Source organism: Streptomyces sp. BRA346, from assembly GCF_052851135.1.
Window position 1 is genome coordinate 306,127 of record NZ_JAIWIH010000006.1, and the last position, 26,447, is coordinate 332,573.

At 70.9% G+C, this 26,447-nt stretch carries 22 protein-coding genes; 12 read left to right on the forward strand and 10 right to left on the reverse strand.

The features are described 5' to 3' along the window. Window positions 1-13: 13 nt before the first annotated feature. Window positions 14-1,234: an FUSC family protein gene (locus LCH29_RS11165; RefSeq protein ID WP_446461535.1), complete on the reverse strand. Its 1,221-nt coding sequence runs from the start codon at window positions 1,232-1,234 to the stop codon at window positions 14-16. A 79-nt stretch (window positions 1,235-1,313) separates the two neighbouring features. On the opposite strand from LCH29_RS11165, the gene LCH29_RS11170 reads away from it, so the two are divergent. Further along, window positions 1,314-1,775: a type II toxin-antitoxin system PemK/MazF family toxin gene (locus tag LCH29_RS11170; RefSeq protein WP_446461536.1), complete on the forward strand. Its 462-nt coding sequence runs from the start codon at window positions 1,314-1,316 to the stop codon at window positions 1,773-1,775. Window positions 1,776-1,799: 24 nt separating this feature from the next. Here LCH29_RS11170 and LCH29_RS11175 read toward each other — a convergent pair whose 3' ends face one another. Then, a complete protein-coding gene (locus tag LCH29_RS11175; RefSeq protein WP_446461537.1) occupies window positions 1,800-2,342 on the reverse strand; it encodes a DUF1697 domain-containing protein in 543 nt (180 codons plus the stop codon). A 76-nt stretch (window positions 2,343-2,418) separates the two neighbouring features. On the opposite strand from LCH29_RS11175, the gene LCH29_RS11180 reads away from it, so the two are divergent. Next, window positions 2,419-3,066, forward strand: a complete 648-nt coding sequence (locus tag LCH29_RS11180; RefSeq protein WP_446461538.1) for a uridine kinase — start codon at window positions 2,419-2,421, stop codon at window positions 3,064-3,066. A gap of 99 nt (window positions 3,067-3,165) precedes the next feature. On the opposite strand, the gene LCH29_RS11185 is transcribed toward LCH29_RS11180, so the two are convergent. From LCH29_RS11185 to LCH29_RS11200, 4 genes are all read right to left on the reverse strand, one after another. Beyond that, a complete protein-coding gene (locus LCH29_RS11185) occupies window positions 3,166-3,825 on the reverse strand; it encodes a DUF4360 domain-containing protein (RefSeq protein ID WP_009718780.1) in 660 nt (219 codons plus the stop codon). Between the two features lie 61 nt (window positions 3,826-3,886). Next, complete coding sequence (locus LCH29_RS11190) at window positions 3,887-4,528, reverse strand: DUF4360 domain-containing protein (RefSeq protein ID WP_446461539.1); 642 nt, start codon at window positions 4,526-4,528, stop codon at window positions 3,887-3,889. Window positions 4,529-4,800: 272 nt separating this feature from the next. Next, window positions 4,801-5,379, reverse strand: coding sequence for a methylated-DNA--[protein]-cysteine S-methyltransferase (locus tag LCH29_RS11195; RefSeq protein WP_446461540.1), 579 nt, complete (start codon window positions 5,377-5,379; stop codon window positions 4,801-4,803). A gap of 59 nt (window positions 5,380-5,438) precedes the next feature. Next, on the reverse strand, window positions 5,439-6,317 hold the full coding sequence (locus tag LCH29_RS11200; protein WP_446461541.1) for a glycerophosphodiester phosphodiesterase: 879 nt from the start codon (window positions 6,315-6,317) through the stop codon (window positions 5,439-5,441). A 170-nt stretch (window positions 6,318-6,487) separates the two neighbouring features. Here LCH29_RS11200 and uvrB point away from each other — a divergent pair, with 170 nt between their 5' ends. From uvrB to LCH29_RS11220, 4 genes are all read left to right on the forward strand, one after another. Beyond that, window positions 6,488-8,629 carry an excinuclease ABC subunit UvrB gene (gene uvrB / locus LCH29_RS11205; protein ID WP_446461542.1) on the forward strand — a complete coding sequence of 714 codons (2,142 nt, stop codon included), beginning with the start codon at window positions 6,488-6,490 and terminating at the stop codon, window positions 8,627-8,629. A gap of 178 nt (window positions 8,630-8,807) precedes the next feature. Next, complete coding sequence (locus LCH29_RS11210) at window positions 8,808-9,386, forward strand: TerD family protein (protein ID WP_123099256.1); 579 nt, start codon at window positions 8,808-8,810, stop codon at window positions 9,384-9,386. A gap of 157 nt (window positions 9,387-9,543) precedes the next feature. Beyond that, window positions 9,544-11,481, forward strand: coding sequence for a TerD family protein (locus LCH29_RS11215; protein WP_446461543.1), 1,938 nt, complete (start codon window positions 9,544-9,546; stop codon window positions 11,479-11,481). 260 nt (window positions 11,482-11,741) lie between these two features. After that, window positions 11,742-12,746, forward strand: coding sequence for a TerC family protein (locus tag LCH29_RS11220; RefSeq protein ID WP_446461544.1), 1,005 nt, complete (start codon window positions 11,742-11,744; stop codon window positions 12,744-12,746). Between the two features lie 57 nt (window positions 12,747-12,803). Here the strand turns inward: LCH29_RS11220 and LCH29_RS11225 are convergent, their stop codons facing one another. Next, the gene (locus tag LCH29_RS11225) at window positions 12,804-14,114 is read right to left on the reverse strand and encodes an MFS transporter (RefSeq protein WP_446461708.1); all 1,311 of its coding nucleotides are present in this window, start codon (window positions 14,112-14,114) and stop codon (window positions 12,804-12,806) included. Window positions 14,115-14,268: 154 nt separating this feature from the next. Continuing rightward, the gene (locus LCH29_RS11230; protein ID WP_446461545.1) at window positions 14,269-14,925 is read right to left on the reverse strand and encodes an MBL fold metallo-hydrolase; all 657 of its coding nucleotides are present in this window, start codon (window positions 14,923-14,925) and stop codon (window positions 14,269-14,271) included. A 307-nt stretch (window positions 14,926-15,232) separates the two neighbouring features. Here LCH29_RS11230 and uvrA point away from each other — a divergent pair, with 307 nt between their 5' ends. Beyond that, the gene (gene uvrA / locus LCH29_RS11235; protein ID WP_446461546.1) at window positions 15,233-18,289 is read left to right on the forward strand and encodes an excinuclease ABC subunit UvrA; all 3,057 of its coding nucleotides are present in this window, start codon (window positions 15,233-15,235) and stop codon (window positions 18,287-18,289) included. An 89-nt stretch (window positions 18,290-18,378) separates the two neighbouring features. On the opposite strand, the gene LCH29_RS11240 is transcribed toward uvrA, so the two are convergent. Next, window positions 18,379-19,344 (reverse strand): carbohydrate kinase family protein, encoded by a 966-nt coding sequence (locus tag LCH29_RS11240; protein WP_446461547.1) that lies wholly within the window; start codon window positions 19,342-19,344, stop codon window positions 18,379-18,381. A gap of 310 nt (window positions 19,345-19,654) precedes the next feature. Next, entirely contained in the window at window positions 19,655-20,707 is a 1,053-nt protein-coding gene (locus tag LCH29_RS11245; protein ID WP_446461548.1) for a LacI family DNA-binding transcriptional regulator, read from the reverse strand. 207 nt (window positions 20,708-20,914) lie between these two features. On the opposite strand from LCH29_RS11245, the gene LCH29_RS11250 reads away from it, so the two are divergent. From LCH29_RS11250 to whiA, 5 genes are read left to right on the forward strand one after another with little or no spacing between them, the layout of a single operon-like run. After that, the gene (locus LCH29_RS11250; protein ID WP_446461549.1) at window positions 20,915-21,340 is read left to right on the forward strand and encodes a Rieske (2Fe-2S) protein; all 426 of its coding nucleotides are present in this window, start codon (window positions 20,915-20,917) and stop codon (window positions 21,338-21,340) included. A gap of 40 nt (window positions 21,341-21,380) precedes the next feature. Beyond that, complete coding sequence (gene uvrC / locus LCH29_RS11255) at window positions 21,381-23,432, forward strand: excinuclease ABC subunit UvrC (RefSeq protein ID WP_446461550.1); 2,052 nt, start codon at window positions 21,381-21,383, stop codon at window positions 23,430-23,432. Then, complete coding sequence (gene rapZ, locus LCH29_RS11260; protein ID WP_446461551.1) at window positions 23,429-24,367, forward strand: RNase adapter RapZ; 939 nt, start codon at window positions 23,429-23,431, stop codon at window positions 24,365-24,367. The genes uvrC and rapZ overlap by 4 nt, the downstream gene beginning before the upstream one ends. Next, a complete protein-coding gene (locus tag LCH29_RS11265) occupies window positions 24,364-25,383 on the forward strand; it encodes a gluconeogenesis factor YvcK family protein (protein WP_009718796.1) in 1,020 nt (339 codons plus the stop codon). The genes rapZ and LCH29_RS11265 overlap by 4 nt, the downstream gene beginning before the upstream one ends. Continuing rightward, window positions 25,374-26,363: a DNA-binding protein WhiA gene (gene whiA / locus LCH29_RS11270; RefSeq protein ID WP_055554275.1), complete on the forward strand. Its 990-nt coding sequence runs from the start codon at window positions 25,374-25,376 to the stop codon at window positions 26,361-26,363. The genes LCH29_RS11265 and whiA overlap by 10 nt, the downstream gene beginning before the upstream one ends. Window positions 26,364-26,447: the final 84 nt, after the last annotated feature.

Consider the following 26,447-nt stretch of genomic DNA (forward strand, 5'->3'; position numbering starts at 1 on the left):
CCCGCTGAACCGACTACGTGCTCAACTGGCGGCCCCGGTCGCCGCGGATGCGGTGCCGGAGCTTGCGGAGGGCGGGGAAGCGGTCGCGCTTCTCGCGGGTGCTGCGGTCCAGTTCTTCCATGAGGCGCCGGGAGCGCTGCTCCATGTCCAGCTCGGCGAGGATGCGGTCGACCTCGGCGAGCAGGGCGCCCTGGAGCTGCCATTGGCCCGGGTGGCGCTGGACACGGCGGAGGAGCAGGTGGGCGGCCTCGTCGCGGCTGGTGTGGGCCCGGGCCAGCTCGGTGGCCAGATGGGATTCGGCCTCCTCGGCGTTGGCGCTGATCGAGCTGGTGACCAGGAGGGCGAAGCTTTCGACGGCGGCGGCGGTGTAGCGGAAGAGGCGCTCCAGCGCCTCGGCCACGTCGGCGGGGAAGAGGGGTTCGTCCGTGCGCTTCTTGGCGAGGTCGGTGAGGGTGCGGGTGAGGACGCGCAGGACGACCGTGCAGATCTCCAGGGTGTCCAGGCCGGTGCGCAGCACCACCCGGTGCAGCAGGCCCTCCTTGACCCGGGGGTTGAGGCGGACGCTGTCCTCGGCCTGCCGGAGGGCGGCGTCGACCTGGGAGATGTCGTGGTCGAGGCGGCGGGCCTCGTGGAGGCGGGCGGCGGCGCGTTCGACCGGGGTGGGGCTGCCCAGCTCCTCGGCCATGTGCAGCAGGAGCTGACGCATCCGGCGGGCCAGGTCCACGATGGACTCGCCCGCGGTCTGGACCCAGACGGGCGGCGCGAACAGGAAGTTGAAGGCCAGTCCGACGACGGCCCCGATCAGGGTTTCCAGCACCCGGGACCAGGCGGTGGTGGTCACCTGGCTCACGCCGAGGACGAGCATGGCGCTGATCGCCACCTCGGGGACGAACTCGCTCACCCGCGCGAAGTGACCGGCCGTCAGCGAGGCGAGGATGATCAGGCCCAGGCTCCACCAGGTCAGCCCGACCAGGATGGAGAAGGCGATGGCGAGCAGGACGCCCACCACCACGGCGTTCACCCGGCGGATACCGGTGGTGAGGGTCGCGAAGAGGGTCACCTGCACCACGAGCAGCGCGGTGAGCGGGGCGGTCAGCGGGGCCGCTTCGGCGCTCAGTTGGAGGGCGACGACGTAGGAGATGGTCGCGGCCGCCGCGGAACGCAGGGTCTGGACGACGACGGGGGCTTTGCGGCGCTTGACGAGATCCGCCACCGGGTCGAGGACATCAGGCACATGCTTGTCCCTTCCCGCTGCGTCCACGACGGGTACCGCGCCGCCGCCCGGCCACCTCGGACGGGCTAACGTGTGGGGCGTGATCAGGCCATTCAAGGGGACCGAAGACGACGAGGCGCTGCCCGGGAGCACCGGCCCCACCGCCACCGTCGAAGCCGCGCCGCGCCAGGTCGGGCGGGTACGGACCGAGTACGCACCGGATCCGGACGGGGACCCCGATCCGGGCGAGATCGTCTGGACGTGGGTTCCGTACGAGGAGAACGACGGCCGCGGCAAGGACCGGCCGGTGCTGGTCGTCGCGCGTGAGCGCGGCGGCACGCTGCTGGCCGTACAGCTGTCGAGCAAGCGGCACGACGGTGACCACGAGTGGGTGGCGATCGGCGCCGGGCCGTGGGACCGGGCCGGGCGGGACTCCTGGGTCGACCTGGACCGCGTCCTGCGGGTGCACCCGGACGGCATGCGGCGCGAGGCGTGTGCGCTGGACCGGCCGCGCTTCGACCTGGTCGTGATGCGGCTGCGGCAGCGGTACGGCTGGCGCTGAGCCCCCCCCGCGGCGGGCGGGTGGTCAGGCGTCGGCGAGCGCCAGCAGCTTGGTGACCGTGTTCCAGTTGCGGGCGGTGGCCGTCACCCCGAGACGGGGGTTGGTGAGCTTCGCGGCCAGCTTGGAACGGCCGAGTCCGCCCGGCAGGTGGAGGTAGAGCTCGCGCCCGACGAGCCGGAACTCGTCGGGCGCGTACGCGGACGCGTCCACCGCGTCCAGCGCCGAGGTGTCGGTGGGCACGTCCGACAGGAAGACCACGTGCAGGGTCTTGGGCTCGGCCACGGCGGCGGGGTACGGGTTGGCGTCCACGACGGCGGCCAGCTCGTCGCGGGTCCGCACCAGCACCGGTACGGAGAAGCCCAGGTCGGCGGCGAAGGCGTCCTCCAGCCTGCGGGCGGTGCGCTCGGGTGGGGTGCCGGGGTCGGCGAAGACGATGTTGCCGCTCTGGAGGTGGACGGTGACGTCCTCGAAGCCCAGCTCGGCCATCAGCGCGCGCTGCCGCGCCATCGGGAACCTTCTGCCGCTGCCCACATTGATGCCGCGCAGCAGCGCTACCTGGGATGCCATGGCCGGATCTCCTGACGTGACGCCTGCGGGGAGCGTACCCGCAGCGCGCCGGGAGGGGCACGGCATCATGGGGTGGGTGCGGCTCGAAGCGATCACCTGGGAACGGCTGACCGACGCGACCGCCGACCGCATCGCCGGAATGACGGCGGCGGACGGCGGCCCCTGGCTCAGGGTGGCGGTCGACGGCGCCCCCGCGGCGCGCCCCGGGGAGCTGGCCCGGGACCTGGCGGAGGCGCTGCGGATACGCGGGCGCCCGGTGCTCGTGGTCGCGGCGGCGGGGTTCCTGCGGCCCGCGTCGCTGCGTTACGAGTACGGGAAGCGGGACGCCGACGCGTACTACGACCGCTGGCTGGACACCGGAGCCCTGTGGCGCGAGGTCTTCACCCCGCTGGAGCCGGGGCCGGGCGGCACCGGGCGGGTGCTGCCCGACCTGTGGGACCCGGTGACCGACCGGGCCACCCGCAGCCCCTACGCCGAACTGCCGCCGGGCGGCGTACTGCTGCTGCACGGCGCGCTGCTGCTGGGGCACTGGTTCCCGTTCGACCTGTCGGTGCATCTGTGGCTGACGCGGGCCGCCCTCGCCCGCCGCACCGAGGAGGACGAGCACTGGACGCTGCCCGCCTTCGCGCGGTACGAGGACGAGGTGCGGCCCGTCGAGAGCGCCGACGTCGTGGTGCGGGCGGACGACCCCCGGCACCCGGCGTGGCACCGCCCGGAACCGTAGGGCCGCCTGGGGGACCGGCCTGGGTCCTTTCCGGGGATTGCCGGGGACTTCCTGGGGCTGCCGGAGAGTCCCGGAGGGCCGTCCGTCCGCGTCCGCGCGCTACTTCTTCTGTGGGCATTCCTTCCACGCGAAGTGGTAGGTGGTGCTCACGTCGCCGTCCGTCGAGTCCATGGTGATGAAGCTCGTCGTGTCCGTGGTGTTCGACGATCCGGCGTTGACCCGCAGTTCAGTGTTGATGTTGAAGTTCCGCAGCTCACCGCAGGGGGACCAGACCACGGTGGCGATGTCGGCCGTGTCGGTGACCTGCCAGTTGTCGTCGTACGAGCCGCTGAAGTCATGCGAGCTCGACGTCGTCTGCGACTGGCCCTGGAAGTAGTACGAGGCCTTCTCGGTGGCGGAGGCGCCCTTTTCCAGGTGGGCGTAGCCCCGGTAGTCGACGCTGGCGATGGCGTAGGAGAAGCCCTGCGGCACATGCGTGACCAGGTTCAGCTGGCAGTTCTTCCTGAAGTCGGTCGGCTTGGAGCCCTTGCCCACCTGGGCGAGGTAATTGCTGTAGGTGACCGTGAACGCGGTGTTGTCGGGAGAGACGGCCACCGCCGCCGTTCCGGCCGGACAGCCCGAGCCGTTGACGGTCGCGACCTTGATCACGATCTTGTCGGGTGGCACGGTGTCGAACGGTGGTTGCGCGTATGCCTGGGAGGTGAGTGTCGAGGCGAATAACGCCGCGACCACGCCGCCTGCGTACAGAACACCGGGCATGATTCTCCATTCGATGGTGGATTTACCCGCCCTGCCGGATGGGCCCGCCCCGCTGGAAGGGCTAGGGGCATTCCTTCCAGGCCAGGTGGTAAATGGTGTTGGCTCCGCCGTCCGTCGAGTCCATGGCCATGAAGCTGGTGGTCCCGGCCGCGGAGGTGCCCGCACTGACCCGCAGTTCGGTGTTGATGTTGAAGTTGCGGTCCTGGCCGCACGGCGCCCACACCAGGGCGCTGTATTCCGTGCTGTCGGTGGTCTGCCAGTTGTCGTTGTACGGACCGCTGAACTCATGGGTGCGCGATGCCGTGTCCGGCGACCCCTGGAAGTAGTAACTCGCCTTCTCGGTGCCCTTCGCGCCCTTTTGTAGGGAGCCGTAGCCGCGGTAGTCGACCTGGGCGATGGCGTAGGTGAACCCCTGCGGCACGTGAACGCCCAGGTTGAGCTGGCAGTTCTTACGGATGTCGGTGGGGTTCGAGCTGGGGCCGACCTGGGCGAGGTAGTCGCTGTAGGTCACGGTGAATGCCGTGTTGTCACCGGCCACGGCCACCGCTGCGGTCCCTTTCGGGCAGCCCGAGCCGTTCACCGTATTGACGCTGATCTGGATCTTTTCCGGCGGTACATCGGGGGCCGAGGAAACACCCTGGGCGGAAAAGGCGGAGGCGAATAACGCCGCAGCCGCGCCGCCGGCGAGCAGAACACCGGACATGGCTCTCCAATTCGATCATCGGGGGACGTGGTTGAGCCGTGAAGGAACGCGTACGTCTTTCGAGCGCGAGCGGGAAGAGCGGAGGAAGAGCAGAAGGAAGAGCGGAAGAACGAAAGAGCGTTACCGCGTACCTGAATGTGCTTGCGTAGCATTCTCGCCGGGTGGGGCCCGCGAGCGCTCTTAAGGTAAGGGTGGAACGGGTCCATGACAAGATGTCGGTGGATTTCCGCGGCAAGATATTTTCGGACCCGGTAACCGGAGAACCCTTCCGGTCAGAAAAGCGGTTGCGGAAGCACACCTTCCAGGGCCAGCAGGGTCCGCTTGGTCTCCAGCCCGCCGCCGAAGCCGCCTATGCCGCCGTCGCTCTCCACGACGCGGTGGCAGGGAACCACCACCGGCAGCGGATTGCTGCCCATGGCCACCCCGACCGCACGGGCGGCGTCCGGCTCGCCGACCCGGCGGGCGAGGTCCTGGTAGCCGACGACCGTGCCGTACGGAACGTGGGCGGCCAGCTCGCGCAGCACCCGGCGGTTGAAACCGGTGGACAGGGACCAGTCCAGCGGCAGGGTGAACGCCTGCGTCTGCTCGGCGAAGTAGCTCTCCACCTGCCGTATCGCCTCGGTGAGATGCGCACCGGGCTCGGGCGCGGGGCCGGTGCCGAGGCGGCGGGTGAGCCGGTCGACGGCCGCGGCCGCCGTCCTCGGGTCGGCGTGGAAGACCACGTTGACCAGCCCCTGGCCGGTGGCCGCGAGCAGCAGGGGACCGATGGGCGTGTCGGACACCGCCCAGGACCAGTCGTGGGTCTCCAACCGCTCGGACTGCCGCTCCGGCTGCCGCTGCTCGTTCGTCACACCTGTCAAGCGTAGGCGGGGGTCCGACAGCCCCCGTCACACGCTGCTGTCAGCCGCCGTCAGCGGAGGTCGTCCAGCGCCTCCCGCACCACATCGGGCTTGTTGGTGATGATCCCGTCCACCCCCATCCGCGCGACCTTGACCGCGTTCGGGGCGTCGTTCACCGTCCAGGTGTAGACCTCCAGCGGACGGCCGTGGGCGCCGCGCACCGCCTGGATCTCCTGCACGTACGCGGCGTCGATCGTCGTGTGGCTGGGGTTGATCTGGTCGGCGAACTCCGCGTACCGCGGCAGATCGGCGACGGGCGGGGTGCCCAGGAAACCGGTCTTGACGTCCCGCCGCAGCTTGTGGACCGCCTGGACGGAGTCGGCGCTGAAGCTCTGCACGATCAGCCGCTTGAGGTGCTTGCGGTCCAGCCAGCCCTCCCGGCGCAGCTCGCGCAGCGCCTGCCGCTCGATGCCCGGGTACAGTTCCGGCGCCTTGATCTCCATCAGCAGCTTCTGGTGGTTGTCCGAAACCCGATCCAGGTACTCCTCCAGGGTCGGCACCGGCTCGCCCGCGAACGCCGGCCCGAACCAGCTCCCGGCGTCAAGTTTCTCGATCTCGTCCAGGGTGAAGTCGGAGATCTTCCAGGGGGCGCGGTCCGGGAAGACCTCCTCGACGTCGGTGGTCCGGTTCAGGGTGGTGTCGTGCATGATGATCAGCTCCCCGTCCCGGGTGCGCTGCACATCGTTCTCCACCCAGTCGATGCCCAGGTCATCGGCGGCGTCGACGGCGGCGAGCGTGTTCTCGGGGGCATAGGCGGAGGCGCCCCGGTGCGCCACCGTGACCGTGTGGTGGTGCGATGCGCCGCCGGCGGCCTGCGCCGCCGTGGGGAGGAAGAGCGCCGAGACACCCAGGAGAGCGCCGGATAACGCGGCGGCGGGGCGGATCTGCATACGGACTCCTCGCGTCGTCTGACTCGTGGACGGCCGAAGCGTGCCAGACCGGCCGTACCGGAGGACAGTCACAGAAAGGCCGTACATTGATCCATCCCGTACCCCTCCCGGAGCGGCCGCGGGAGCGGGAGGCCCGGCCGTTGTCAGTGGCGAGTCGTACGGTGGGTCTCATGCGGCCCGTGACTCAGATCGAACGCAAGGTGGCGCCCTTCGAGGTCGTCAGCCCGTACCAGCCCAGCGGCGACCAGCCCACGGCCATCGCCGACCTGGACCGGCGCATCCGCGGCGGTGAGAAGGACGTCGTGCTGCTCGGCGCGACCGGCACCGGCAAGTCCGCGACCACCGCGTGGATGATCGAGAAGCTTCAGCGGCCCACGCTCGTCATGGCGCCGAACAAGACCCTCGCCGCCCAGCTCGCCAACGAGTTCCGCGAGCTGCTGCCGAACAACGCGGTCGAGTACTTCGTCTCGTACTACGACTACTACCAGCCCGAGGCGTACGTACCGCAGTCGGACACCTACATCGAGAAGGACTCCTCGATCAACGAGGAGGTCGAGCGGCTGCGCCACTCCGCGACGAACTCGCTGCTCACCCGGCGCGATGTGGTCGTGGTGGCCTCCGTCTCCTGCATCTACGGCCTGGGCACCCCGCAGGAGTACGTGGACCGCATGGTGCCGCTCAAGGTCGGCGAGGAGATCGACCGCGACCAGCTGCTGCGCCGCTTCGTGGACATCCAGTACGCGCGCAACGACATGGCGTTCACCCGGGGCACCTTCCGGGTCCGCGGCGACACCATCGAGATCTTCCCGGTCTACGAGGAGCTGGCGGTCCGGATCGAGATGTTCGGCGACGAGATCGAGGCGCTGTCGACGCTCCACCCGCTCACCGGCGAGGTGATCAGCGACGACCAGGAGCTGTATGTGTTCCCGGCCAGCCACTACGTGGCCGGACCCGAGCGCATGGAGAAGGCCATCGCCGGGATCGAGGCCGAGCTGGAGGAGACCCTGGCCCGGCTGGAGAAGCAGGGCAAGCTGCTGGAGGCCCAGCGGCTGCGCATGCGCACCACGTACGACATCGAGATGATGCGGCAGATCGGCACCTGCTCCGGCATCGAGAACTACTCGCTGCACATCGACGGCCGGGAGACCGGCTCCCCGCCGCACACCCTGCTCGACTACTTCCCGGACGACTTCCTCCTGGTCATCGACGAGTCGCATGTCACCGTGCCGCAGATCGGCGCGATGTACGAGGGCGACGCGTCCCGGAAGCGCACGCTGATCGAGCACGGCTTCCGGCTGCCCTCCGCGCTCGACAACCGCCCGCTGAAGTGGGAGGAGTTCCTCGAGCGGGTCGGCCAGACCGTCTATCTCTCCGCGACCCCCGGGACGTACGAGATGTCCCGCGGCGACGGCTTCGTGGAGCAGATCATCCGGCCCACCGGTCTCGTCGACCCCGAGGTCGTGGTCAAGCCCACCGACGGCCAGATCGACGATCTGATCCATGAGATCCGCACCCGCACCGAGAAGGACGAGCGGGTCCTCGTCACCACCCTCACCAAGAAGATGGCCGAGGACCTGACGGACTACATGCTCGAACTGGGCATCCAGGTGCGCTATCTGCACAGCGACGTGGACACCCTGCGCCGGGTGGAGCTGCTGCGCGAGCTGCGCGCGGGCGAGTTCGACGTGCTGGTCGGCATCAACCTCCTGCGGGAGGGCCTCGACCTGCCGGAGGTCTCGCTGGTCGCCATCCTCGACGCGGACAAGGAGGGCTTCCTGCGCTCCGGCACCTCCCTGATCCAGACCATCGGCCGTGCCGCCCGTAACGTCTCGGGCCAGGTCCACATGTACGCCGACAAGGTCACCCCGGCGATGGAGAAGGCCATCGACGAGACCAACCGCCGCCGGGAGAAGCAGATCGCGTTCAACGAGAAGAACGGGATCGACCCGCAGCCCCTCCGCAAGAAGATCGGCGACATCGTGGCGACCCTCGCGCGCGAGGAGATCGACACCAAGGAGCTGCTGGAAACCGGCTACCGCAAGTCGGCGGACCAGGGCAAGGGAGCGGGCAAGGGTCAGGCGAAGGCGCCGGTGCCCGCCCTGGCGTCCCACAAGACGGGCGGCAAGGGGGCGAAGGACGGCGAGCTGACCGACCGTCCGGCCGCCGAACTGGCCGAGCTGATCGAGGAGATGACCGACCGGATGAAGGCCGCGGCGGCGGAGCTCCAGTTCGAGGTCGCGGCCCGGCTGCGGGACGAGGTCGGGGAGCTGAAGAAGGAGCTGCGGCAGATGAGGGAGGCCGGGCTCTCCTGACCCCTGGGGCGGTTGGGGTTTTGCTGGGACTGCGCTGTGGGCCTGCTGTGTTGCAAGACCGACACAAAAGCCCGCTCGCCTGGCCGGAGTGCTGGTCGGCGTGCATAGGGTTTTCGGGAGGGCCGTGGGCAGGGCCTGGGGCCACGGGGAAACCGAGAGACGAGAGTAGGGACAGCGCGTGACGGTCAACATGTCCAAGGGACAGGCCATCAGCCTGCAGAAGGCCGACGGGGGCACCCTCACCGCGGTGCGGATGGGACTGGGCTGGCAGGCGGCGCCCCGCCGCGGACTGTTCGGTTCCCGTACCCGTGAGATCGACCTCGACGCGTCGGCGGTCCTCTTCGCCGACAAGCAGCCGACCGACGTCGTGTTCTTCCGCCACCTGGTGAGCGACGACGGCTCGGTGCGCCACACCGGCGACAACCTGGTCGGCGGCGCCGGTCAGGGCGGTGACGACGAGGCGATCCTGGTCGACCTCCAGCGGGTGCCGGTGCACATCGACCAGATCGTCTTCACGGTGAACTCGTTCACCGGCCAGACCTTCGCCGAGGTGCAGAACGCGTTCTGCCGACTGGTCGACGAGACCAACGGCCAGGAGCTGGCCCGCTATACCCTCACCGGTGGCGGCCAGTACACCGCGCAGATCATGGCGATCGTGCAGCGCCAGGGCAGTGCCTGGCAGATGAAGGCCGTGGGCGAGCCCGCCAACGGCCGCACCTTCCAGGACCTGATGCCGCACATCGTGCCGCACCTGTAAGCGGAAGTGGTTGTCCCGTCGGCCCGGTGGTGCGTCTGCCCGCCGGGCCGACGCGCTCATGCGGCACCGTCCGCACGCCCGACACGGCGCTAACCACGCGGTCACGACGTACCACGCACCACCATGCACACAACGGAACACAACGAGGGGACGCACGATGACGGCCGAGCTGGTCCGGGGGCAGAACCACCCGCTGCCCCAGACCCGTTTGGAGATCCGGATCTCGGCGGGTAATCCGATCGTGGCCGGGGCGACACTCGGCGATGAGCAGGGCACGGTGCAGGGCGTGGAGTGGGTCGCGCACCCCGCCTCGCCGCAGTTGCCCGGCATCGAAGTGTCCAAACAGGCGGCGGCAGCCCATCGGCTCGCCGTCGACCTCGACGCGCTGCCCGAGGGCGTCCACCGGGTGCATGTGCTGCTCGCCCTGGTGAGCGGGGCCGGCGGCCCGGTCCGGTTCGGCGCCATGGCCGCGCCGTTCGTCGCCGTCACCGGCCTCGACGGCACCGAGGTGGCCGGTTACACCATCACCGACCTGGACGCGGAGTCCGCGGTGGTCGCCCTGGAGCTGTACCGCAGGCAGGGCGCCTGGAAGGTGCGCGCGGTGGGCCAGGGGTACGCGGGCGGGCTGGCCGAGATGCTGCGGGACCAGGGGCTGCCCCAGGCCGCCGAGCTGGCCGCCGAGATCAACGACGCGGTGGCGCACGGCATGGCCCGCTCGGTGGCCCAGCCCCCGCCGCGTGCTGCCGGGGGCGACGGCCGGGTGCGCACGGCCACGGCGGGCACCGGGGCCGCGCCGGACACCCCGGCCCCGGCCCAGCCGCAGACTCAGCCCCAGACCCAGGCGTCCTCCGCGGGGGACACGTCCCCGGGCGGGCCGATCAACTACCAGCACCCCGGGCGCCGTACTGCCGCGCCGCCCACGCCCCCGCCGGCCGCGCCGCCCGCCCCGCCCGGACAGCCCGCGCAGCCCGTCGCGGGCGACGCCTCCGGCTGGACCATGGACGAGCGGCTCTACAACCAGGTCTGGGGCATGTTCGAGGACCTGGCCCGCACCACCGCCGCCTATCGCAGCGCCGTCGACTTCGCCGAATCCCGGATGGAACAGGAGCTGGACAAGGTCCTCTCCGACCCGCGCACCCGGGTCGGCCCCGCTGCCGACTCCGCCCGCGCGCAGGCCCGCGCCAAGCAGGCCGGACTGGTCGAGCAGGCCCGGACCGCCCTCGACCGCGACCTGGCGCAGCTGACCGCCGAGGCCGAGGTCGTCGAGCCCGCGCTGCCGCCCGCGTACGCCCGCTGGGACAGCCCGGTCTGGCAGGGCTATCAGGTGCCGATGGAGGTCCCGATGGCGCTGCGCCTGGGCGATCTGCACCTTCCGGAGCGCACGGGGCTGCGCATCCCCATGCTGGTGCGGCTGCCGCTGGAGCGCGGTCTGTGGATCGACGCGGGGCGCACCGGCTCCGCCCACGGCGCCCTGCTGGACTCCGCGGAGCTGCGCAGGCTGGCCGCCGAGACGGCGGTGGCGCACGCGGCGCGGCTGCTGGCGGTGTATCCGGTGGACGAGTTCTCGCTGCATGTGATCGACCCGGCGGGCTCGGCCGCGGTGTCGCTGGCCCCGCTGGTGTCGTCCGGTGCGCTGCGTGAGCCGCCGGCGGCCGGGGCGGCGGGCGTGTCCTCGGTGCTCGCCGCGCTGACCCGGCGCGTCGACCTGGTGCAGATGGCGATCCGCAGCGGGGCCACCGACGCGCTGCCGCCCGATCTGGACCTCGCCCAGCAGCTGCTGATCGTCCACGACTTCCCCCACGGCTTCGACGACCGGGCCGTCACGCAGCTGCGCTACCTCGCGGACGAAGGCCCCTCGGTCGGGGTGCATCTGATGATGGTCGCCGACCGCGAGGACGCGCAGGCGTACGGGCCGGTGCTGGACCCGCTGTGGCGCTCGCTGCTGCGGATCACCCCGGTCGCCGACGATCACCTGGCCGACCCCTGGGTCGGCCACGCCTGGACGTACGAGCCGCCGCTGGTCCCGGCGGGCAGCCAGGTGCTCCAGCAGGTGCTGGGGCAGGTGGCGCGGGCCCGGCAGGCGTACGGGCGCTGAACCGGAAGATCACTACTCGCCAACGGCCCCTCTGAGCAGAGCATTTGCCTTTCTCTTTACTCTTTCATGGGATTTCCTGTACTCTCCTTTACGCGGAGGGGAGTACTCCTTAGCGGTGTTCCCGTCACCACGGATCGCGCCCGTGCACCTTGAGTCGGGTCGGGCGCGATCCCGGGACACCGGTCCGTGGCGCGAGCCCGGGCGGAAGAGACCTCCGGCAGCGACGACGCTGAAATTGCCGTACGAATGCCGGAGGATCCGTGGACGTTTCCGTGGCCATGTGGGGGCTGACGATTGTCGGTCTCTGCGCTCTCATCGCCGTCGACTTCTTCATAGGCGGCCGCAAACCGCATGAGGTCTCCCTCAAGGAGGCCGGTATCTGGACGACCGTCTGGATCGTCCTCGCCGGGCTCTTCGGGCTCGGGCTGCTGGTCTTCGCGGGCGGCCAGCCCTCCGGCGAGTTCTTCGCGGGCTTCATCACCGAGAAGTCGCTCAGTGTCGACAACCTCTTCGTCTTCGTCCTGATCATGGCGAAGTTCTCGGTGCCCACGATCTACCAGCAGCGGGTACTGATGGTGGGCGTGCTGATCGCGCTCGTGCTGCGCGCGGTCTTCATCGCCGCGGGCGCCGCGATCATCTCGACCTTCGCCTGGGTCTTCTACATCTTCGGCGCCTTCCTCATCTGGACCGCCTGGAAGCTCATCCAGGAGGCGCGCTCGGGCGAGGAGGACGAGGAGTACGAGGAGAACCGCCTGCTCAAAGCGGTCGAGAAGCGCGTCCCCTCCACCGACCAGTACCACGGCACCAAGCTGTTCATCATGGAGAACGGCAAGCGGCTGATGACGCCGATGCTGATCGTCATGCTGGCGATCGGCACCACGGACGTCCTCTTCGCGCTGGACTCCATACCCGCGATCTTCGGCCTGACCCAGGACCCGTACATCGTGTTCACCGCCAACGCCTTCGCGCTGATGGGTCTGCGCCAGCTGTACTTCCTGATCGGCGGGCTGCTCAAGAAGCTGGTCCACCTGTCGTACGGGCTGTCGGTCATCCTCGGCTTCATCGGCGTCAAGCTGGTGCTGCACGCGCTCCACGAGTCCGGGGTGCATGTCCCGCAGATCTCCATACCGGTGTCGCTGGGTGTGATCTGCGCGGTGCTCGCGGTCACGACGATCACGAGCCTCTACGCCTCGAAGAAGCAGGCCCTGGCGGAGGCGGGGACCGGGGAGGGCGGGTCCCGGGACAGGGACAGCGCCGACGTCTGACGCTTGTCCGTGCGGGCGGCCCGTCCTCTGCGGCGGCCCCGCCCGCACGATGCCGGCTCAGGCAGTGGCCTCCCCGGCCTCCAGGGGCCGCACGGCCGACCGTCCGTCCGTCGGACGGTCGGCCGTCGGGCGTGTGTCCGGCAGCAGGGCGAAGCAGCCCAGGCTCAGCAGCGCGACCGCGGTCAGATACGCCGCGACGCCCCAGGGCGGGCCATCACCCCGGGAGACCGCGGTCGCCACGATGGGGGTGAGCGCACCGCCGAGCACCCCCGCGAGGTTGTAGCCGAGCCCCGCGCCCGTGCAGCGTACCCGCGGCTCGTACAGCTCGGGCAGATAGGCCGAGGTCACGGCGAACAGGGTGATGAAGGCGAGCAGCGCGCCCAGGAAGCCCAGGAACATCAGCGGCGGCTCCCCGGTGCGCAGCAGCGCGATCAGCGGGAACATCCACACCACCGTGGCCGCGCAGCCCAGCAGGCACAACGGCCGCCGTCCGAAGCGGTCGCCGAGATGGGCCGCCAGGGGCGTCACGGCGCCCTTGACCGCCACCGCCGCCATGATGCAGCCGAGCATGACGGTGCGGTCCACTCCGAGCCGTTCGGTGCCGTAGGCGAGGGACCAGGTCGTCACCGCGTAGAAGACCGCGTACCCCACCGCGAGCCCGCCCGCGGTCAGCAGCACCAGCCGCCAGTGGCCGCGCACCACCTCGGCCAGCGGCGCGGCGGCGAGCTCGTCGCGCTCGGCCAGCTCCCGGAACCGCGGGGTCTCGGTCAACTGGGTGCGCAGCAGCAGCCCGGCGGCGACCAGCAGCCCCGCGCCCCAGAACGGCACCCGCCAGCCCCAGGAGCGGAACGCGGCGTCGGAGAGCGTGGCGGACAGGATCAGCATGGTGCCGTTGGCCAGCAGGAAGCCGATGGCCGGGCCGATCTGCGGAAAGCCCGACCACAGGCCGCGCCGCCCGGCGGGCGCGTGCTCGACGGTCAGCAGCACCGCGCCGCCCCATTCGCCGCCGAGCCCGAGCCCCTGGAGGAAGCGGAGGGTGAGCAGCAGGGCGGGGGCGGCGATGCCGATGGAGTCGTACGTGGGGACGAAGCCGACCGCGACCGTCGCGAGGCCGGTCAGCAGCAGGGAGGCGATGAGCACCGGCCGCCGTCCGTGGCGGTCGCCCAGTGGCCCGAGCAGCATCGCGCCCAGCGGCCGGGAGACGAACCCGGCGGCGAAGGTGCCGAAGGCGGCCAGGGTGCCCGCCGGCGGGGAGAAGGTGGGAAAGAAGAGCGGCCCGAGGACGAGGGCCGCGGCCGTGCCGTAGACGAAGAAGTCGTAGAACTCGATGGCGGTGCCGGCCAGGGCCGCGGCAGCGAGGCGGACCATGGAAGGGGCGGCAGGGGCGGCAGGGGCGGCAGGGGCGGGCGGGGCGCGGTCGTCGTCGCGCGGGACGTCGTGCATGCCGCGCCAACAGCCGCCGCGGGCCCCCGGTTACGGGGCGCGCGGCGGCGTGCGGTGCGGTGTGGTGGTGAAGGGGGTGTTACCAACCGCGCTCGCGCCATTCGGCGAGGTGGGGGCGCTCGGCGCCGAGGGTGGTGTCGTCGCCGTGGCCGGGGTAGACCCAGGTCTCGTCCGGGAGCCGGTCGAAGAGCTTGGTCTCGACGTCGTTGATCAGGCTCTCGAACGCCTCGGGGTCCTTCCAGGTGTTGCCGACGCCGCCCGGGAACAGACAGTCGCCGGTGAACACGTGCGGATGGCCCTGCGGGTCGTCGTAGACCAGGGCGATGCTGCCCGGGGTGTGGCCCACCAGATGGCGTGCGGTCAGCTCGACCCGGCCGACCCGCACCGTGTCGCCGTCCTCGACCCGCACGTCGGTGGGGACCGGGATGCCCTCGGCGTCGTACCGGCCCGCCAGGGTGCGGGCGCCGGTGGCGTCCACCACCTCGCGCAGCGCGTTCCAGTGGTCCTGATGGCGGTGGGTGGTGACGACGGACGCGATGCCGCTCTCGCCGATCAGTGACAGCAGGGTCTGTGGGTCGGCGGCGGCGTCGATCAGCAGCTGCTCGTCGGTGGCCCGGCACCGCAGCAGATACGCGTTGTTGTTCATGGGGCCGACCGCGACCTTCGAGATCATCAGATCGGGCAGTTCGTGTACGTCCGCCGGTCCGCCGACCGTCACAACTCCGCTGTAGGTCATGGCCTCAGCCTAGTCCCGGGCGACCGGGCGGCGCGGGGTCGGGGGCGCGATGGCGGCAGGGGAATACCGGGGGCGTGATGCGCCTTTTATCCGGTAGTGCCTGCCACACGATCGGGTGAACCAGGCGCACGGGCCCCGCAAATCGAATGTGCGTGCTATAGGCTCGGTGTGCTGCATCCTTAAGACATCGCCGTGGCGCCCCCATACCCTGGGTCGGGGGCTTCGCTCCGCTCCGTCCTGCCCGTCGGGAGGGACCCGGGAGCGGGCCCGGCGCACCCGCCTCTCCTCAAGAAAGGTGCCGACCGGCGTGGCCGACCGTCTCATCGTCCGTGGCGCTCGCGAGCACAATCTCAAGAACGTCTCGCTCGACCTCCCGCGTGACTCCCTCATCGTCTTCACCGGACTGTCCGGGTCGGGCAAGTCGTCCCTCGCGTTCGACACGATCTTCGCCGAGGGGCAGCGCCGCTACGTCGAGTCGCTCTCCTCCTACGCGCGGCAGTTCCTGGGCCAGATGGACAAGCCCGATGTGGACTTCATCGAGGGCCTGTCCCCGGCGGTGTCGATCGACCAGAAGTCGACGTCCCGCAACCCGCGCTCGACCGTCGGCACCATCACCGAGGTCTATGACTACCTCCGGCTGCTGTTCGCCCGCATCGGCAAGCCGCACTGCCCGGAGTGCGGCCGTCCGATCGCCCGCCAGTCGCCCCAGGCGATCGTGGACCGGGTGCTGGAGCTGCCCGAGGGCAGCCGCTTCCAGGTGCTCTCGCCGCTGGTGCGCGAGCGCAAGGGGGAGTTCGTCGACCTCTTCTCCGATCTCCAGACCAAGGGCTACAGCCGGGCCCGGGTGGACGGCGCGACGATCCACCTGTCCGACCCGCCGAAGCTGAAGAAGCAGGAGAAGCACACCATCGAGGTGGTCGTCGACCGCCTCACCGTCAAGGACAGCGCCAAGCGGCGGCTGACCGACTCGGTGGAGACCGCGCTCGGCCTCTCCGGCGGCATGATCATCCTGGACTTCGTGGATCTGGACGAGGACGATCCGCAGCGCGAGCGGATGTTCTCCGAGCACCTCTACTGCCCGTATGACGACCTGTCCTTCGAGGAGCTGGAGCCGCGCTCCTTCTCCTTCAACTCGCCGTTCGGCGCCTGCCCCGACTGCACCGGGATCGGCACCCGGATGGAGGTCGACCCGGAGCTGATCGTTCCGGACGAGGAGAAGTCGCTGGACGAGGGCGCCATCCACCCCTGGTCCCACGGCCACACCAAGGACTACTTCGGCCGGCTGGTCGGCGCGCTCGCCGACGCTCTCGGCTTCCGTACGGACATCCCCTGGGCGGGGCTGCCGCAGCGGGCCAAGAAGGCGCTGCTGAACGGCCACCGCACCCAGATCGAGGTCCGCTACCGCAATCGGTACGGCCGCCAGCGGGCGTACACCACCGCGTTCGAGGGCGCCGTGCCCTTCGTCAAGCGGCGGCACACGGAGGCGGAGAGCGACGCCAGCCGGGAGCGGTTCGAGGGCTATATGCGCGAGGTGCCCTGCCCCACCTGTGCGGGCACCCGCCTCAAGCCGATCGTCCTCGCGGTCACCGTGCAGGAGCGGTCCATCGCGGACGTCTCCGCGATGTCGATCAGCGAATGCGCCGAGTTCCTGCGGAACATGGAGCTGACCGCCCGCGAGAAGACCATCGCCGAGCGCGTCCTCAAGGAGGTCAACGAGCGGCTGCGGTTCCTGGTCGACGTCGGCCTGGACTATCTCTCGCTCAACCGGGCGGCGGGCACGCTCTCCGGCGGCGAGGCCCAGCGCATCCGGCTGGCCACCCAGATCGGCTCCGGTCTGGTGGGCGTGCTGTACGTGCTGGACGAGCCGTCGATCGGTCTGCACCAGCGCGACAACCACCGGCTGATCGAGACGCTGGTGCGGCTGCGCGACCTCGGCAACACTCTGATCGTCGTGGAGCACGACGAGGACACCATCAAGACCTCGGACTGGGTGGTGGACATCGGCCCGGGCGCGGGTGAGCACGGCGGCAAGGTCGTGCACAGCGGGCCGCTGAGCGAGCTGCTGGTCAACGAGGAGTCGGCGACCGGCCACTATCTGTCGGGCAAGAAGGTCATCCCGCTGCCCCGGAACCGGCGTCCCATGGACCCGGAGCGGCAGCTGACGGTGCACGGCGCCCGGGAGAACAATCTCCAGGACATCGACGTGTCCTTCCCGCTCGGCGTGCTCACGGCCGTCACCGGCGTCTCCGGATCCGGTAAGTCCACGCTGGTCAACGACATCCTCTACACCCATCTGGCCCGCGAGCTGAACGGGGCGAAGACCGTCCCCGGGCGGCACACCCGGGTCGCCGGTGACGATCTGGTCGACAAGGTCGTCCACGTCGACCAGTCGCCCATCGGCCGTACGCCACGGTCCAACCCGGCCACGTACACCGGGGTGTTCGACCACGTGCGCAAGCTGTTCGCCGAGACGATGGAGGCGAAGGTGCGCGGCTACATGCCCGGGCGCTTCTCCTTCAACGTCAAGGGCGGCCGCTGCGAGAACTGCTCCGGCGACGGCACGATCAAGATCGAGATGAACTTCCTGCCGGATGTGTATGTGCCGTGCGAGGTCTGCCACGGCGCGCGCTACAACCGGGAGACGCTGGAGGTGCACTACAAGGGCAAGTCCATCGCCGAGGTGCTGGACATGCCCATCGAGGAGGCGCTGGACTTCTTCGAGGCGGTGCCGACGATCGCCCGCCATCTGCGCACCCTCAACGAGGTCGGCCTCGGGTATGTGCGGCTCGGCCAGCCCGCGCCCACCCTCTCCGGCGGTGAGGCACAGCGCGTCAAGCTGGCGAGCGAGCTCCAGAAGCGGTCCACCGGTCGGACGGTCTATGTGCTGGACGAGCCGACCACCGGTCTGCACTTCGAGGACATCAACAAGCTGATCAATGTGCTGTCCGGACTGGTCGACAAGGGCAACTCGGTGATCGTCATCGAGCACAACCTCGATGTGATCAAGACGGCGGACTGGGTTGTCGACATGGGTCCCGAGGGCGGCAGCGGCGGCGGTCTGGTCATCGCCGAGGGCACCCCGGAGGAGGTGGCCTCGGTTCCGGCCAGCCACACCGGAAAGTTCCTGCGGGACATGCTGGGCGAGCGGGTGAGCGACGCGTCGGTGCCCGCGGCGCGCACGGGTGGTACGACGAAGAAGGCCACCGCCAGGAAGGCCCCGGCCAAGGCGGCGGCCAAGAAGACCGCGGCGAAGAAGGCCACCGCGAACACGACCGCGGTGAAGAAGGCCGCGGCGAAGAAGACCGTCACCAAGAAGGCGGCGGCCAAGTCCACGGCCGCCTCGAAGCGGACAGCCGCCAAGTAGGCCGCGGAAGGCCCTTCGTGCGAGTGCGCCGCGCCCGGACCGGGCGCGGCGCACTCGTGTGCTGACACGCAGCGGCGCTCGCTTCGCGCTTACGCCAGCTCGGCGGCGTACGGCGGCTCGGCGCCCGCCCGGGAGCAGGTGATCGCGGCGGCGCGGGCGGCGAAGCCCAGGACGTCCCGCCAGGCCGCCTCGCCCAGCTTGGCCAGCGCGGGCGCCGACAGCGCGTCGTGGGCGGCCAGCCGGTGCAGCAGCGCGGCGTTCACGGTGTCGCCCGCCCCGATCGTGTCCACGATCTCCACCCGCTCCCCGGGCACGGCCCAGCGGGATCCGTCCTGGCACAGCACGCTCAGCCCGTCCCCGCCGTGGGTGCAGACCACGGCCCCAGGACCGGCCGCCGCCCACTCCCGTATCGCCGCCTCGACCGCCGCGTCGGACTCCGCCGGGGTGTCCCCGGAACCGGCCAGCCAGCGCGCGTCCTCGATCGACAGCTTGAGCAGCTCGACGTACGGCAGCCAGCCGCGGAAGCGGGCCCGGTAGGCGTCGGCGTCGGGGATGAGCCCGGTGCGGATGTTGGGGTCCAGCGCGGTGAAGACGCCGCGTCCGGCCTCGCGCCGCAGCAGCGCCTCGTACGCGCTCGCGCCCGGCTCCAGCACCAGCGAACAGGTCCCCAGTGACAGCGCGGTGGTCCCCTCGGGCAGGGCCGGGGGCAGCGCGAAGAGCCGGTCCGCGGTGCCCTGTACGTAGAAGCCGAAGCCCGCCGACCCGTCGGCGCCGATCGACGCGACGGCGAGGGTGGTGGGCTCCGGGCCGCGCTGCACCAGGGCGGTGTCCACCCCGTCCTTCCGCAGCCGGGACAGCAGCGCCTCGCCGAAGCCGTCCGTGGAGACCCGTGAGCAGAACGCGGTCGGTACGCCGAGCCGCCCCAGCGCCATCGCGGTGTTGTAGGGGCCGCCGCCGCGCGCCGGACGCAGCGCGGGCAGCTCGTCGCCCGTCGCGGCGGGGGCCGCGCGATCGGGCACGAGATCGATCAGGGCTTCTCCGGCGACGACGATCACCTGGCCTCCTTCGAGGATGCCCCTGCCTTCAGGCGGGGGAGGAACCGAACCCCTGCGGAGCAGGGCAAAGAACGGTATTTCGCCTCTAGGGCGAAATACCGCCTGCGCGAACGGGTAAGGTGCGTATCGTGTGTTGCGAGAACCAAGCACGCACAACGCGCTGAGCGAGAACCAAGCCAGCGCAACTCAATGCTTTCGGGCAACCGGGCAGGTTCCGTCCCGGCTGGTGCTGAGGGAGTAAGACCTTTCAGGTCGCTGACCTGCGGGGCTTCCTGAGCCAGGAATCCCTCTGCTTCAGCTGAGGGAGGGTTCAAGAGACGGGGTCCTTTCCAGGTGCTGGGCGGTCGGGGGGTTCGGGAGCGCAGCCGCAGGACGTGCGGTGGACGAAGGCGCAGGGCAGCCGCACGGTACGCGGCGGCCGCTCCGGCCGCTCCAGCCGGTCCAGCAGCAGCCGGACCGCGGTGCTGCCGATCTCCCGGCTGGGCTGGGAGATCGCGGTGAGCCCGGGGGAGAAGACATCGGCCCAGGAGAAGTCGTCGAAGCAGGCGAGCGCCAGATCGCCGGGGACGGTGCGGCCCGCCGTCCGCAGGGCGCGCAGCGCGCCGATCGTCATCGCGTTGTTGGCGGTGATGATCGCGGTGGGCGGCTCGGCGGAGGCCAGCAGCCGGTGGGTGGCGTCCGCCGCGCCCCGCGCCTCGGAGTGGCCGTCCGCCAGCAGCCCGGGGTCGAACGGCAGTCCGCTGTGGTCCAGTCCGGTGCGGTATCCGGCGATCCGCTCGGCGGTGGTGCTCAACCCCGGCAGGCCCGCGACCAGGCCGATGCGGGTGTGGCCCAGCTCGGCGAGGTGGCGCACCAGCTGTTCGAGGTGGAACGCGTTCTCGGCGCCGACCTGGTCGTACGGATGGTCGTCTCCGTCGCCGACCATCCGGTCGAGGAAGACGCAGGGGATCCCGCTCCGGGTCAGATAGCCGATCAGCGCGGAGGGCTCGGCGGAGGGCGCGACGATCACTCCGTCCACCCGCCGCTCATGGAGCAGCTGGACGACCTTCCGTTCATGGTCCGGGTCGTCATGCGGATCGGCGATCAGCAGGCTGTAGCCGTGGGCGAGGGCGCTGGACTCGACGCCCTGGAGGATCTCGGTGAAGTACGGATTGCTGATCGCCGAAACGGCCAGCCCGATCGAGCGGGTGCGGGCGGTGACCAGGGAGCGGGCCAGTGTGTTGGGGGTGTAGCCGAGGGCGTCGATGGCGTCCAGGACGGCCTGGCGGGTGTCCGGGCGCACCCGGCGGGTCTCGTTGAGGACGTGCGAGACCGTGGCCACGGAGACGCCCGCGCGCCGGGCCACGTCGACCATGGTCGCCATCCGCCCGCCCCTCTCCTCGGTGTGCTGTCTTCGCGGTGTGCTGCGGGAACGTGGGGGAACGTATCGCATCGGCGACCGCGCGTAAACGCTTGCGCAAACGTTTACGTCGCCCCGGACGAACCCGGATCCGCCGGTGGGCGGACCGATCCGTACCGGTATCGTCGTAGAGCAGTCCCAGCTCGTACCGCTATGCCCCGTGGAGCCCCCATGCCCAGCCAGCCCGCCTCCCGTAGAACCGTGCTGTGCGGAGCGGCGCTGGCCGGAGCCGCCGGGCTCGGGGCGGCGGCCTGCGGTCCGGAGGGGTCGGGCGAGAAGGCGTCCCCGACCCCCACCGCCCCCGTCGACCTCGGCCCGGCCGACGCCGTCCCGGCCGGGGGCGCGAAGATCTACTGCGAGGACCGGGTGGTGGTCTCCCGGACCGCCGAGGACCGGTACACGGCGTTCAGCGCGGTCTGCACCCACCGGGGCTGCGTCGTGGACGCCGTCGAGAACGGAAGGATCAGCTGCCCCTGCCACGGCAGCGTCTTCGACGCCCGTACCGGCAAGGTCCTCCAGGGCCCCGCCGTCTCCCCGCTGCCGTCCGTGCCCGTCCGGACGAAGGGCGGAAAGCTCGTCGCGGGGCCGGACGCCTGATCCGCCTGAACTGTCACCGCCCGCCAGTAGGGTGGTGACCATGGCCGACCCGAGCAGCTACCGCCCCAAGCCGGGACAGATCCCCGAGTCGCCGGGGGTCTACAAGTTCCGTGATGAGCACGGCCGGGTGATCTACGTCGGAAAGGCGAAGAGCCTGCGCCAGCGGCTCTCCTCGTACTTCCAGGACCTGGCGAACCTTCACCCGCGCACCCGGACCATGGTCACCACGGCCGCCGCGGTCGAGTGGACCGTGGTGTCGACCGAGGTCGAGGCGCTCCAGCTCGAGTATTCGTGGATCAAGGAGTTCGATCCCCGGTTCAACGTCAAGTACCGGGACGACAAGAGCTATCCGTCGCTCGCGGTGACCCTCAACGAGGAGTTCCCCCGGGTCCAGGTCATGCGCGGCGCCAAGAAGAAGGGCGTGCGCTACTTCGGTCCGTACGCGCACGCGTGGGCGATCCGCGAGACCGTCGACCTGATGCTGCGGGTGTTCCCCGTGCGCACCTGCTCGGCCGGGGTGTTCAAGCGCTCCGCCCAGATCGGCCGCCCCTGTCTGCTCGGCTACATCGGCAAGTGCTCCGCCCCCTGCGTCGGCCGGGTCAGCGCCGAGGAGCACCGCGAACTCGCCGATGAGTTCTGCGACTTCATGGCCGGGCGCACCGGCACCTACATCCGCCGCCTCGAACAGCAGATGCAGCAGGCCGCCGAGGAGATGGAGTACGAGAAGGCCGCCCGGCTGCGTGACGACATAGGGGCGCTCAAGCGCGCCATGGAGAAGAACGCGGTCGTCCTCGCCGACGCGACCGACGCCGACCTGATAGCGGTCGCCGAGGACGAGCTGGAGGCCGCCGTCCAGATCTTCCACGTCCGCGGCGGGCGGGTGCGCGGCCAGCGCGGCTGGGTCACCGACAAGGTCGAGGCCGTCGACACCGCCGACCTGGTCGAGCACGCCCTCCAGCAGCTGTACGGGGAGGAGCGGGGCGACGCCGTGCCCAAGGAGGTCCTGGTGCCCGCCGTACCGGACCCGGCCGAGCCGGTCACCCAGTGGCTCAGCGAGCGCCGGGGCTCCCGGGTCGATCTGCGCATCCCGCAGCGCGGCGACAAGAAGGACCTGATGGCGACCGTCCAGCGCAACGCCCAGCAGGCGCTCGCGCTGCACAAGACCAAGCGCGCCTCCGACCTCACCACCCGCTCCCGGGCCCTGGAGGAGATCGCCGAGGCGCTCGGGCTGGACTCGGCGCCGCTGCGCATCGAGTGCTTCGACATCTCCCACCTCCAGGGCGATGACGTGGTGGCGTCCATGGTGGTCTTCGAGGACGGGCTGGCGCGGAAAAGCGAGTACCGCCGCTTCCAGATCAAAAGCTTCGCCGGGCAGGACGACGTCCGCTCCATGCACGAGGTCGTCGGCCGCCGCTTCCGTCGCTACCTCCAGGAGAAGCAGAAGTCGGGGGAGTGGGAGGAGGCTCCCGGCGAGCCCGCCCAGGCGGCCCCTGGCGAGGCGCCCCCCGGCGAAGAGACCTCCGGCCCGCTCGACGACGACGGCAGGCCCAAGCGGTTCGCGTACCCGCCGCAGCTCGTCGTGGTCGACGGCGGGCAGCCGCAGGTCGCCGCGGCCAAGCGGGCGCTGGACGAGCTGGGCGTCGACGACGTGGCCGTCTGCGGGCTCGCCAAGCGGCTCGAAGAGGTCTGGCTGCCCGACGAGGACGACCCGGTGGTGCTGCCCCGCAGCAGCGAGGGGCTGTATCTGCTCCAGCGGGTCCGCGACGAGGCCCACCGGTTCGCCATCACCTACCAGCGCAGCAAGCGCGCCAAGGCGTTGAAGGCCGGGCCGCTGGACGCCGTACCCGGCCTCGGTGACAGCCGTAAGCAGGCGCTGCTGAAGCACTTCGGCTCCGTCAAGCGGCTGCGGGCCGCCACGGTCGAGCAGATCTGCGAGGTGCCGGGCGTCGGCCGGAAGACGGCCGAGACGGTCGCGGCGGCGCTCACCGGAGCGGCTCCGGCCGCCCCCGCCGTGAACACCGCGACAGGAGAGATCATTGAGGACGAGGCCGCATCGTCGGCGCCGTCCGCGAACCGGGGGACGAGATCATGACCGAGCACGAGATCCACGGAGACGGAGCGCAGGTGAATACGGGCACGACGGGAGAGTCCGCCGAGACGGCGGCAGCCATTCCCGAGCTGGTGATCATCTCTGGCATGTCCGGCGCGGGGCGCAGCACCGCCGCCAAATGTCTGGAGGACCTCGGCTGGTTCGTGGTGGACAACCTGCCGCCCGCGCTGATCCCCACCATGGTGGATCTCGGCGCCCGCTCCCAGGGCAATGTGGCGCGCATCGCCGTGGTGGTGGACGTCCGCGGCCGCCGCTTCTTCGACAACCTCCGCGAGTCCCTCGCGGACCTGGCCGCCAAGAACGTCAAGCGGCGCGTGCTGTTCCTGGAGGCGTCCGACGAGGCCCTGGTGCGGCGCTTCGAGTCGGTGCGCCGCCCGCACCCGCTCCAGGGCGACGGGCGGATCGTGGACGGCATCGCGGCCGAGCGCGATCTGCTGCGCGAGCTGCGCGGTGACGCCGACCTGGTGATCGACACCTCCAGCCTCAACGTGCACGAGCTGCGCGCCAAGATGGACGCCCAGTTCGCCGGTGAGGAGGAGCCGGAGCTGCGCGCCACCGTGATGTCCTTCGGCTACAAGTACGGCCTGCCGGTCGACGCCGATCTGGTGGTGGACTGCCGCTTCCTGCCCAATCCGCACTGGGTTCCCGAGCTGCGCCCCTTCACCGGGCTCAACGAGGAGGTGTCCGGCTATGTCTTCAACCAGCCCGGCGCCAAGGAGTTCCTGGACCGGTATGCCGAGCTGCTCCAGCTGATCGCCGCGGGCTACCGCCGCGAGGGCAAGCGCTATGTGACGATCGCGGTCGGCTGTACGGGTGGTAAGCACCGCAGCGTCGCGATGTCCGAGCGGCTGGCCGCCCGGCTCGGCGCCGAAGGTGTCGAGACCGTCATCGTCCACCGTGACATGGGGCGCGAGTGACGATCCGTAACGGGCGGCTGCGGCGGCTCGTCGGGGCCCGTACGGGCCGGAGCGCGCAGCCCAAGGTGGTCGCGCTCGGCGGCGGTATGGGCCTGTCCGCGTCGCTCGCCGCGCTGCGCCGGATCACCGGTGATCTGACCGCCGTGGTCACGGTGGCCGACGACGGCGGCTCCAGCGGGCGGCTCCGCGACGAGCTGGGGGTGCTGCCGCCCGGTGATCTGCGCAAGGCGCTGGCGGCCCTGTGCGGGGACGACGACTGGGGCCAGACGTGGGCCCGGGTGATCCAGCACCGCTTCATCAGCGAGGGCGAGCTGCACGGCCACGCGGTGGGCAATGTGCTGATCGTCGCCCTGTGGGAGCAGCTGGGTGACCATGTGGCCGCGCTCGACCTGGTCGGCAAGCTGCTGGGCGCGCACGGCCGGGTGCTGCCGATGTCGGCGGTGCCGCTGGAGCTCCAGGCGTACGTCAAGGGTCATGACCCGGCCCGCCCTGACGAGGTGTCGACGGTCGCCGGGCAGGCCACCGTCGCCCTCACGCCCGGCGAGGTGCAGTCGGTCCACCTGGTGCCGAACGACCCGCCGGCGGTCCCGGAGGCGGTCGAGGCGGTCATGGACGCCGACTGGGTGGTGCTCGGCCCCGGCTCCTGGTTCTCCTCCGTGATCCCGCACCTCCTGGTGCCCGATCTGCTGCGGGCCCTCACCGACACCAAGGCCCGGCGGGTGCTCTCGCTGAATCTGGCACCCCAGCCGGGTGAAACCGATGGCTTCTCCCCGCAGCGTCATTTGGAGGTTTTGGCCCGACACGCCCCTAAACTCGCCTTCGACGTGGTGCTGGCCGACGAGGCCGCCGTTCCCGACCAGAGCAGTCTGTGCGATGCCGCGAAGCGACTGGGCGGCACGGTCGAGCTGGCGCCGGTGGCCGCGACCGACGGTTCCCCGAAGCACGACCCGGAGCTTCTGGCGGCCGCGTACGACCGTATTTTTCGGATGCATGGAAGGATCGGCCCATGGCGATGACGGCAGCGGTGAAGGACGAAATCTCCCGGCTCCCCGTCACCCGCACCTGCTGCCGGAAAGCGGAGGTCTCGGCGATCCTGCGGTTCGCGGGCGGCCTGCACCTGGTGAGCGGGCGCATCGTGATCGAAGCGGAGCTGGATACGGGCATCGCGGCCCGCAGGGTCCGCAAGGACATCCTGGAGATCTTCGGGCACTCCTCCGATCTGGTGGTGATGGCCCCCGGGGGCTTGCGCCGCGGCAGTCGGTACGTGGTGCGGGTGGTGGCGGGCGGTGATCAGCTGGCGCGCCAGACCGGTCTGGTCGACGGCCGCGGCCGGCCGATCCGCGGACTGCCGCCGCAGGTCGTCTCCGGCGCCACCTGTGACGCCGAGGCGGCCTGGCGCGGGGCGTTCCTCGCCCACGGCTCGCTCACCGAGCCCGGCCGCTCGTCCTCCCTGGAGGTGACCTGCCCCGGCCCGGAGGCCGCGCTGGCGCTGGTCGGCGCCGCCCGGCGGCTCCAGATCGCCGCGAAGGCGCGCGAGGTGCGCGGGGTGGACCGGGTGGTCGTCCGGGACGGTGATGCCATCGGCGCGCTGTTGACGCGGCTGGGGGCGCACGAGTCGGTGCTCGCCTGGGAGGAGCGGCGGATGCGCCGCGAGGTGCGGGCCACCGCCAACCGGCTGGCCAACTTCGACGACGCCAACCTGCGCCGCTCGGCCCGGGCCGCGGTCGCCGCGGGCGCCCGGGTGCAGCGCGCGCTGGAGATCCTGGGCGAGGAGGTGCCCGAGCACCTGGCCGCGGCCGGGCGGCTGCGCATGGAGCACAAGCAGGCGTCCCTGGAGGAGCTGGGCGCGCTCGCCGATCCTCCGCTGACCAAGGACGCCGTCGCGGGCCGTATCCGCAGGCTGCTCGCCATGGCCGACAAGCGGGCGCAGGACCTGGGCATTCCGGGTACGGAGTCGACCCTGACCGACGAGATGGCCGAGGGCATGGTCGGCTGACCGCCCACAGCCCCTCGCGTCCCGCGCCCCCGGTTCCCCGTGCGGACCCGGGGGTGCGGTGCGTCCGGGTCCGCACGGGGAACC

Bases quoted from the DNA above. Each gene is read 5' to 3' on its own strand.
- LCH29_RS11225 (WP_446461708.1), bottom strand. From the start codon at position 14,114: ATGGTCCGCCTCGCTGCCGCGGCCCTGGCCGGCACCGCCATCGAGTTC.
- LCH29_RS11175 (WP_446461537.1), bottom strand. From the start codon at position 2,342: ATGGCATCCCAGGTAGCGCTGCTGCGCGGCATCAATGTGGGCAGCGGC.
- whiA (WP_055554275.1), top strand. From the start codon at position 25,374: ATGGCGATGACGGCAGCGGTGAAGGACGAAATCTCCCGGCTCCCCGTC.
- LCH29_RS11200 (WP_446461541.1), bottom strand. From the start codon at position 6,317: ATGCAGATCCGCCCCGCCGCCGCGTTATCCGGCGCTCTCCTGGGTGTC.
- LCH29_RS11250 (WP_446461549.1), top strand. From the start codon at position 20,915: ATGCCCAGCCAGCCCGCCTCCCGTAGAACCGTGCTGTGCGGAGCGGCG.
- uvrB (WP_446461542.1), top strand. From the start codon at position 6,488: ATGCGGCCCGTGACTCAGATCGAACGCAAGGTGGCGCCCTTCGAGGTC.
- LCH29_RS11215 (WP_446461543.1), top strand. From the start codon at position 9,544: ATGACGGCCGAGCTGGTCCGGGGGCAGAACCACCCGCTGCCCCAGACC.
- LCH29_RS11230 (WP_446461545.1), bottom strand. From the start codon at position 14,925: ATGACCTACAGCGGAGTTGTGACGGTCGGCGGACCGGCGGACGTACAC.
- uvrC (WP_446461550.1), top strand. From the start codon at position 21,381: ATGGCCGACCCGAGCAGCTACCGCCCCAAGCCGGGACAGATCCCCGAG.
- LCH29_RS11185 (WP_009718780.1), bottom strand. From the start codon at position 3,825: ATGCCCGGTGTTCTGTACGCAGGCGGCGTGGTCGCGGCGTTATTCGCC.
- LCH29_RS11190 (WP_446461539.1), bottom strand. From the start codon at position 4,528: ATGTCCGGTGTTCTGCTCGCCGGCGGCGCGGCTGCGGCGTTATTCGCC.
- LCH29_RS11245 (WP_446461548.1), bottom strand. From the start codon at position 20,707: ATGGCGACCATGGTCGACGTGGCCCGGCGCGCGGGCGTCTCCGTGGCC.
- rapZ (WP_446461551.1), top strand. From the start codon at position 23,429: ATGACCGAGCACGAGATCCACGGAGACGGAGCGCAGGTGAATACGGGC.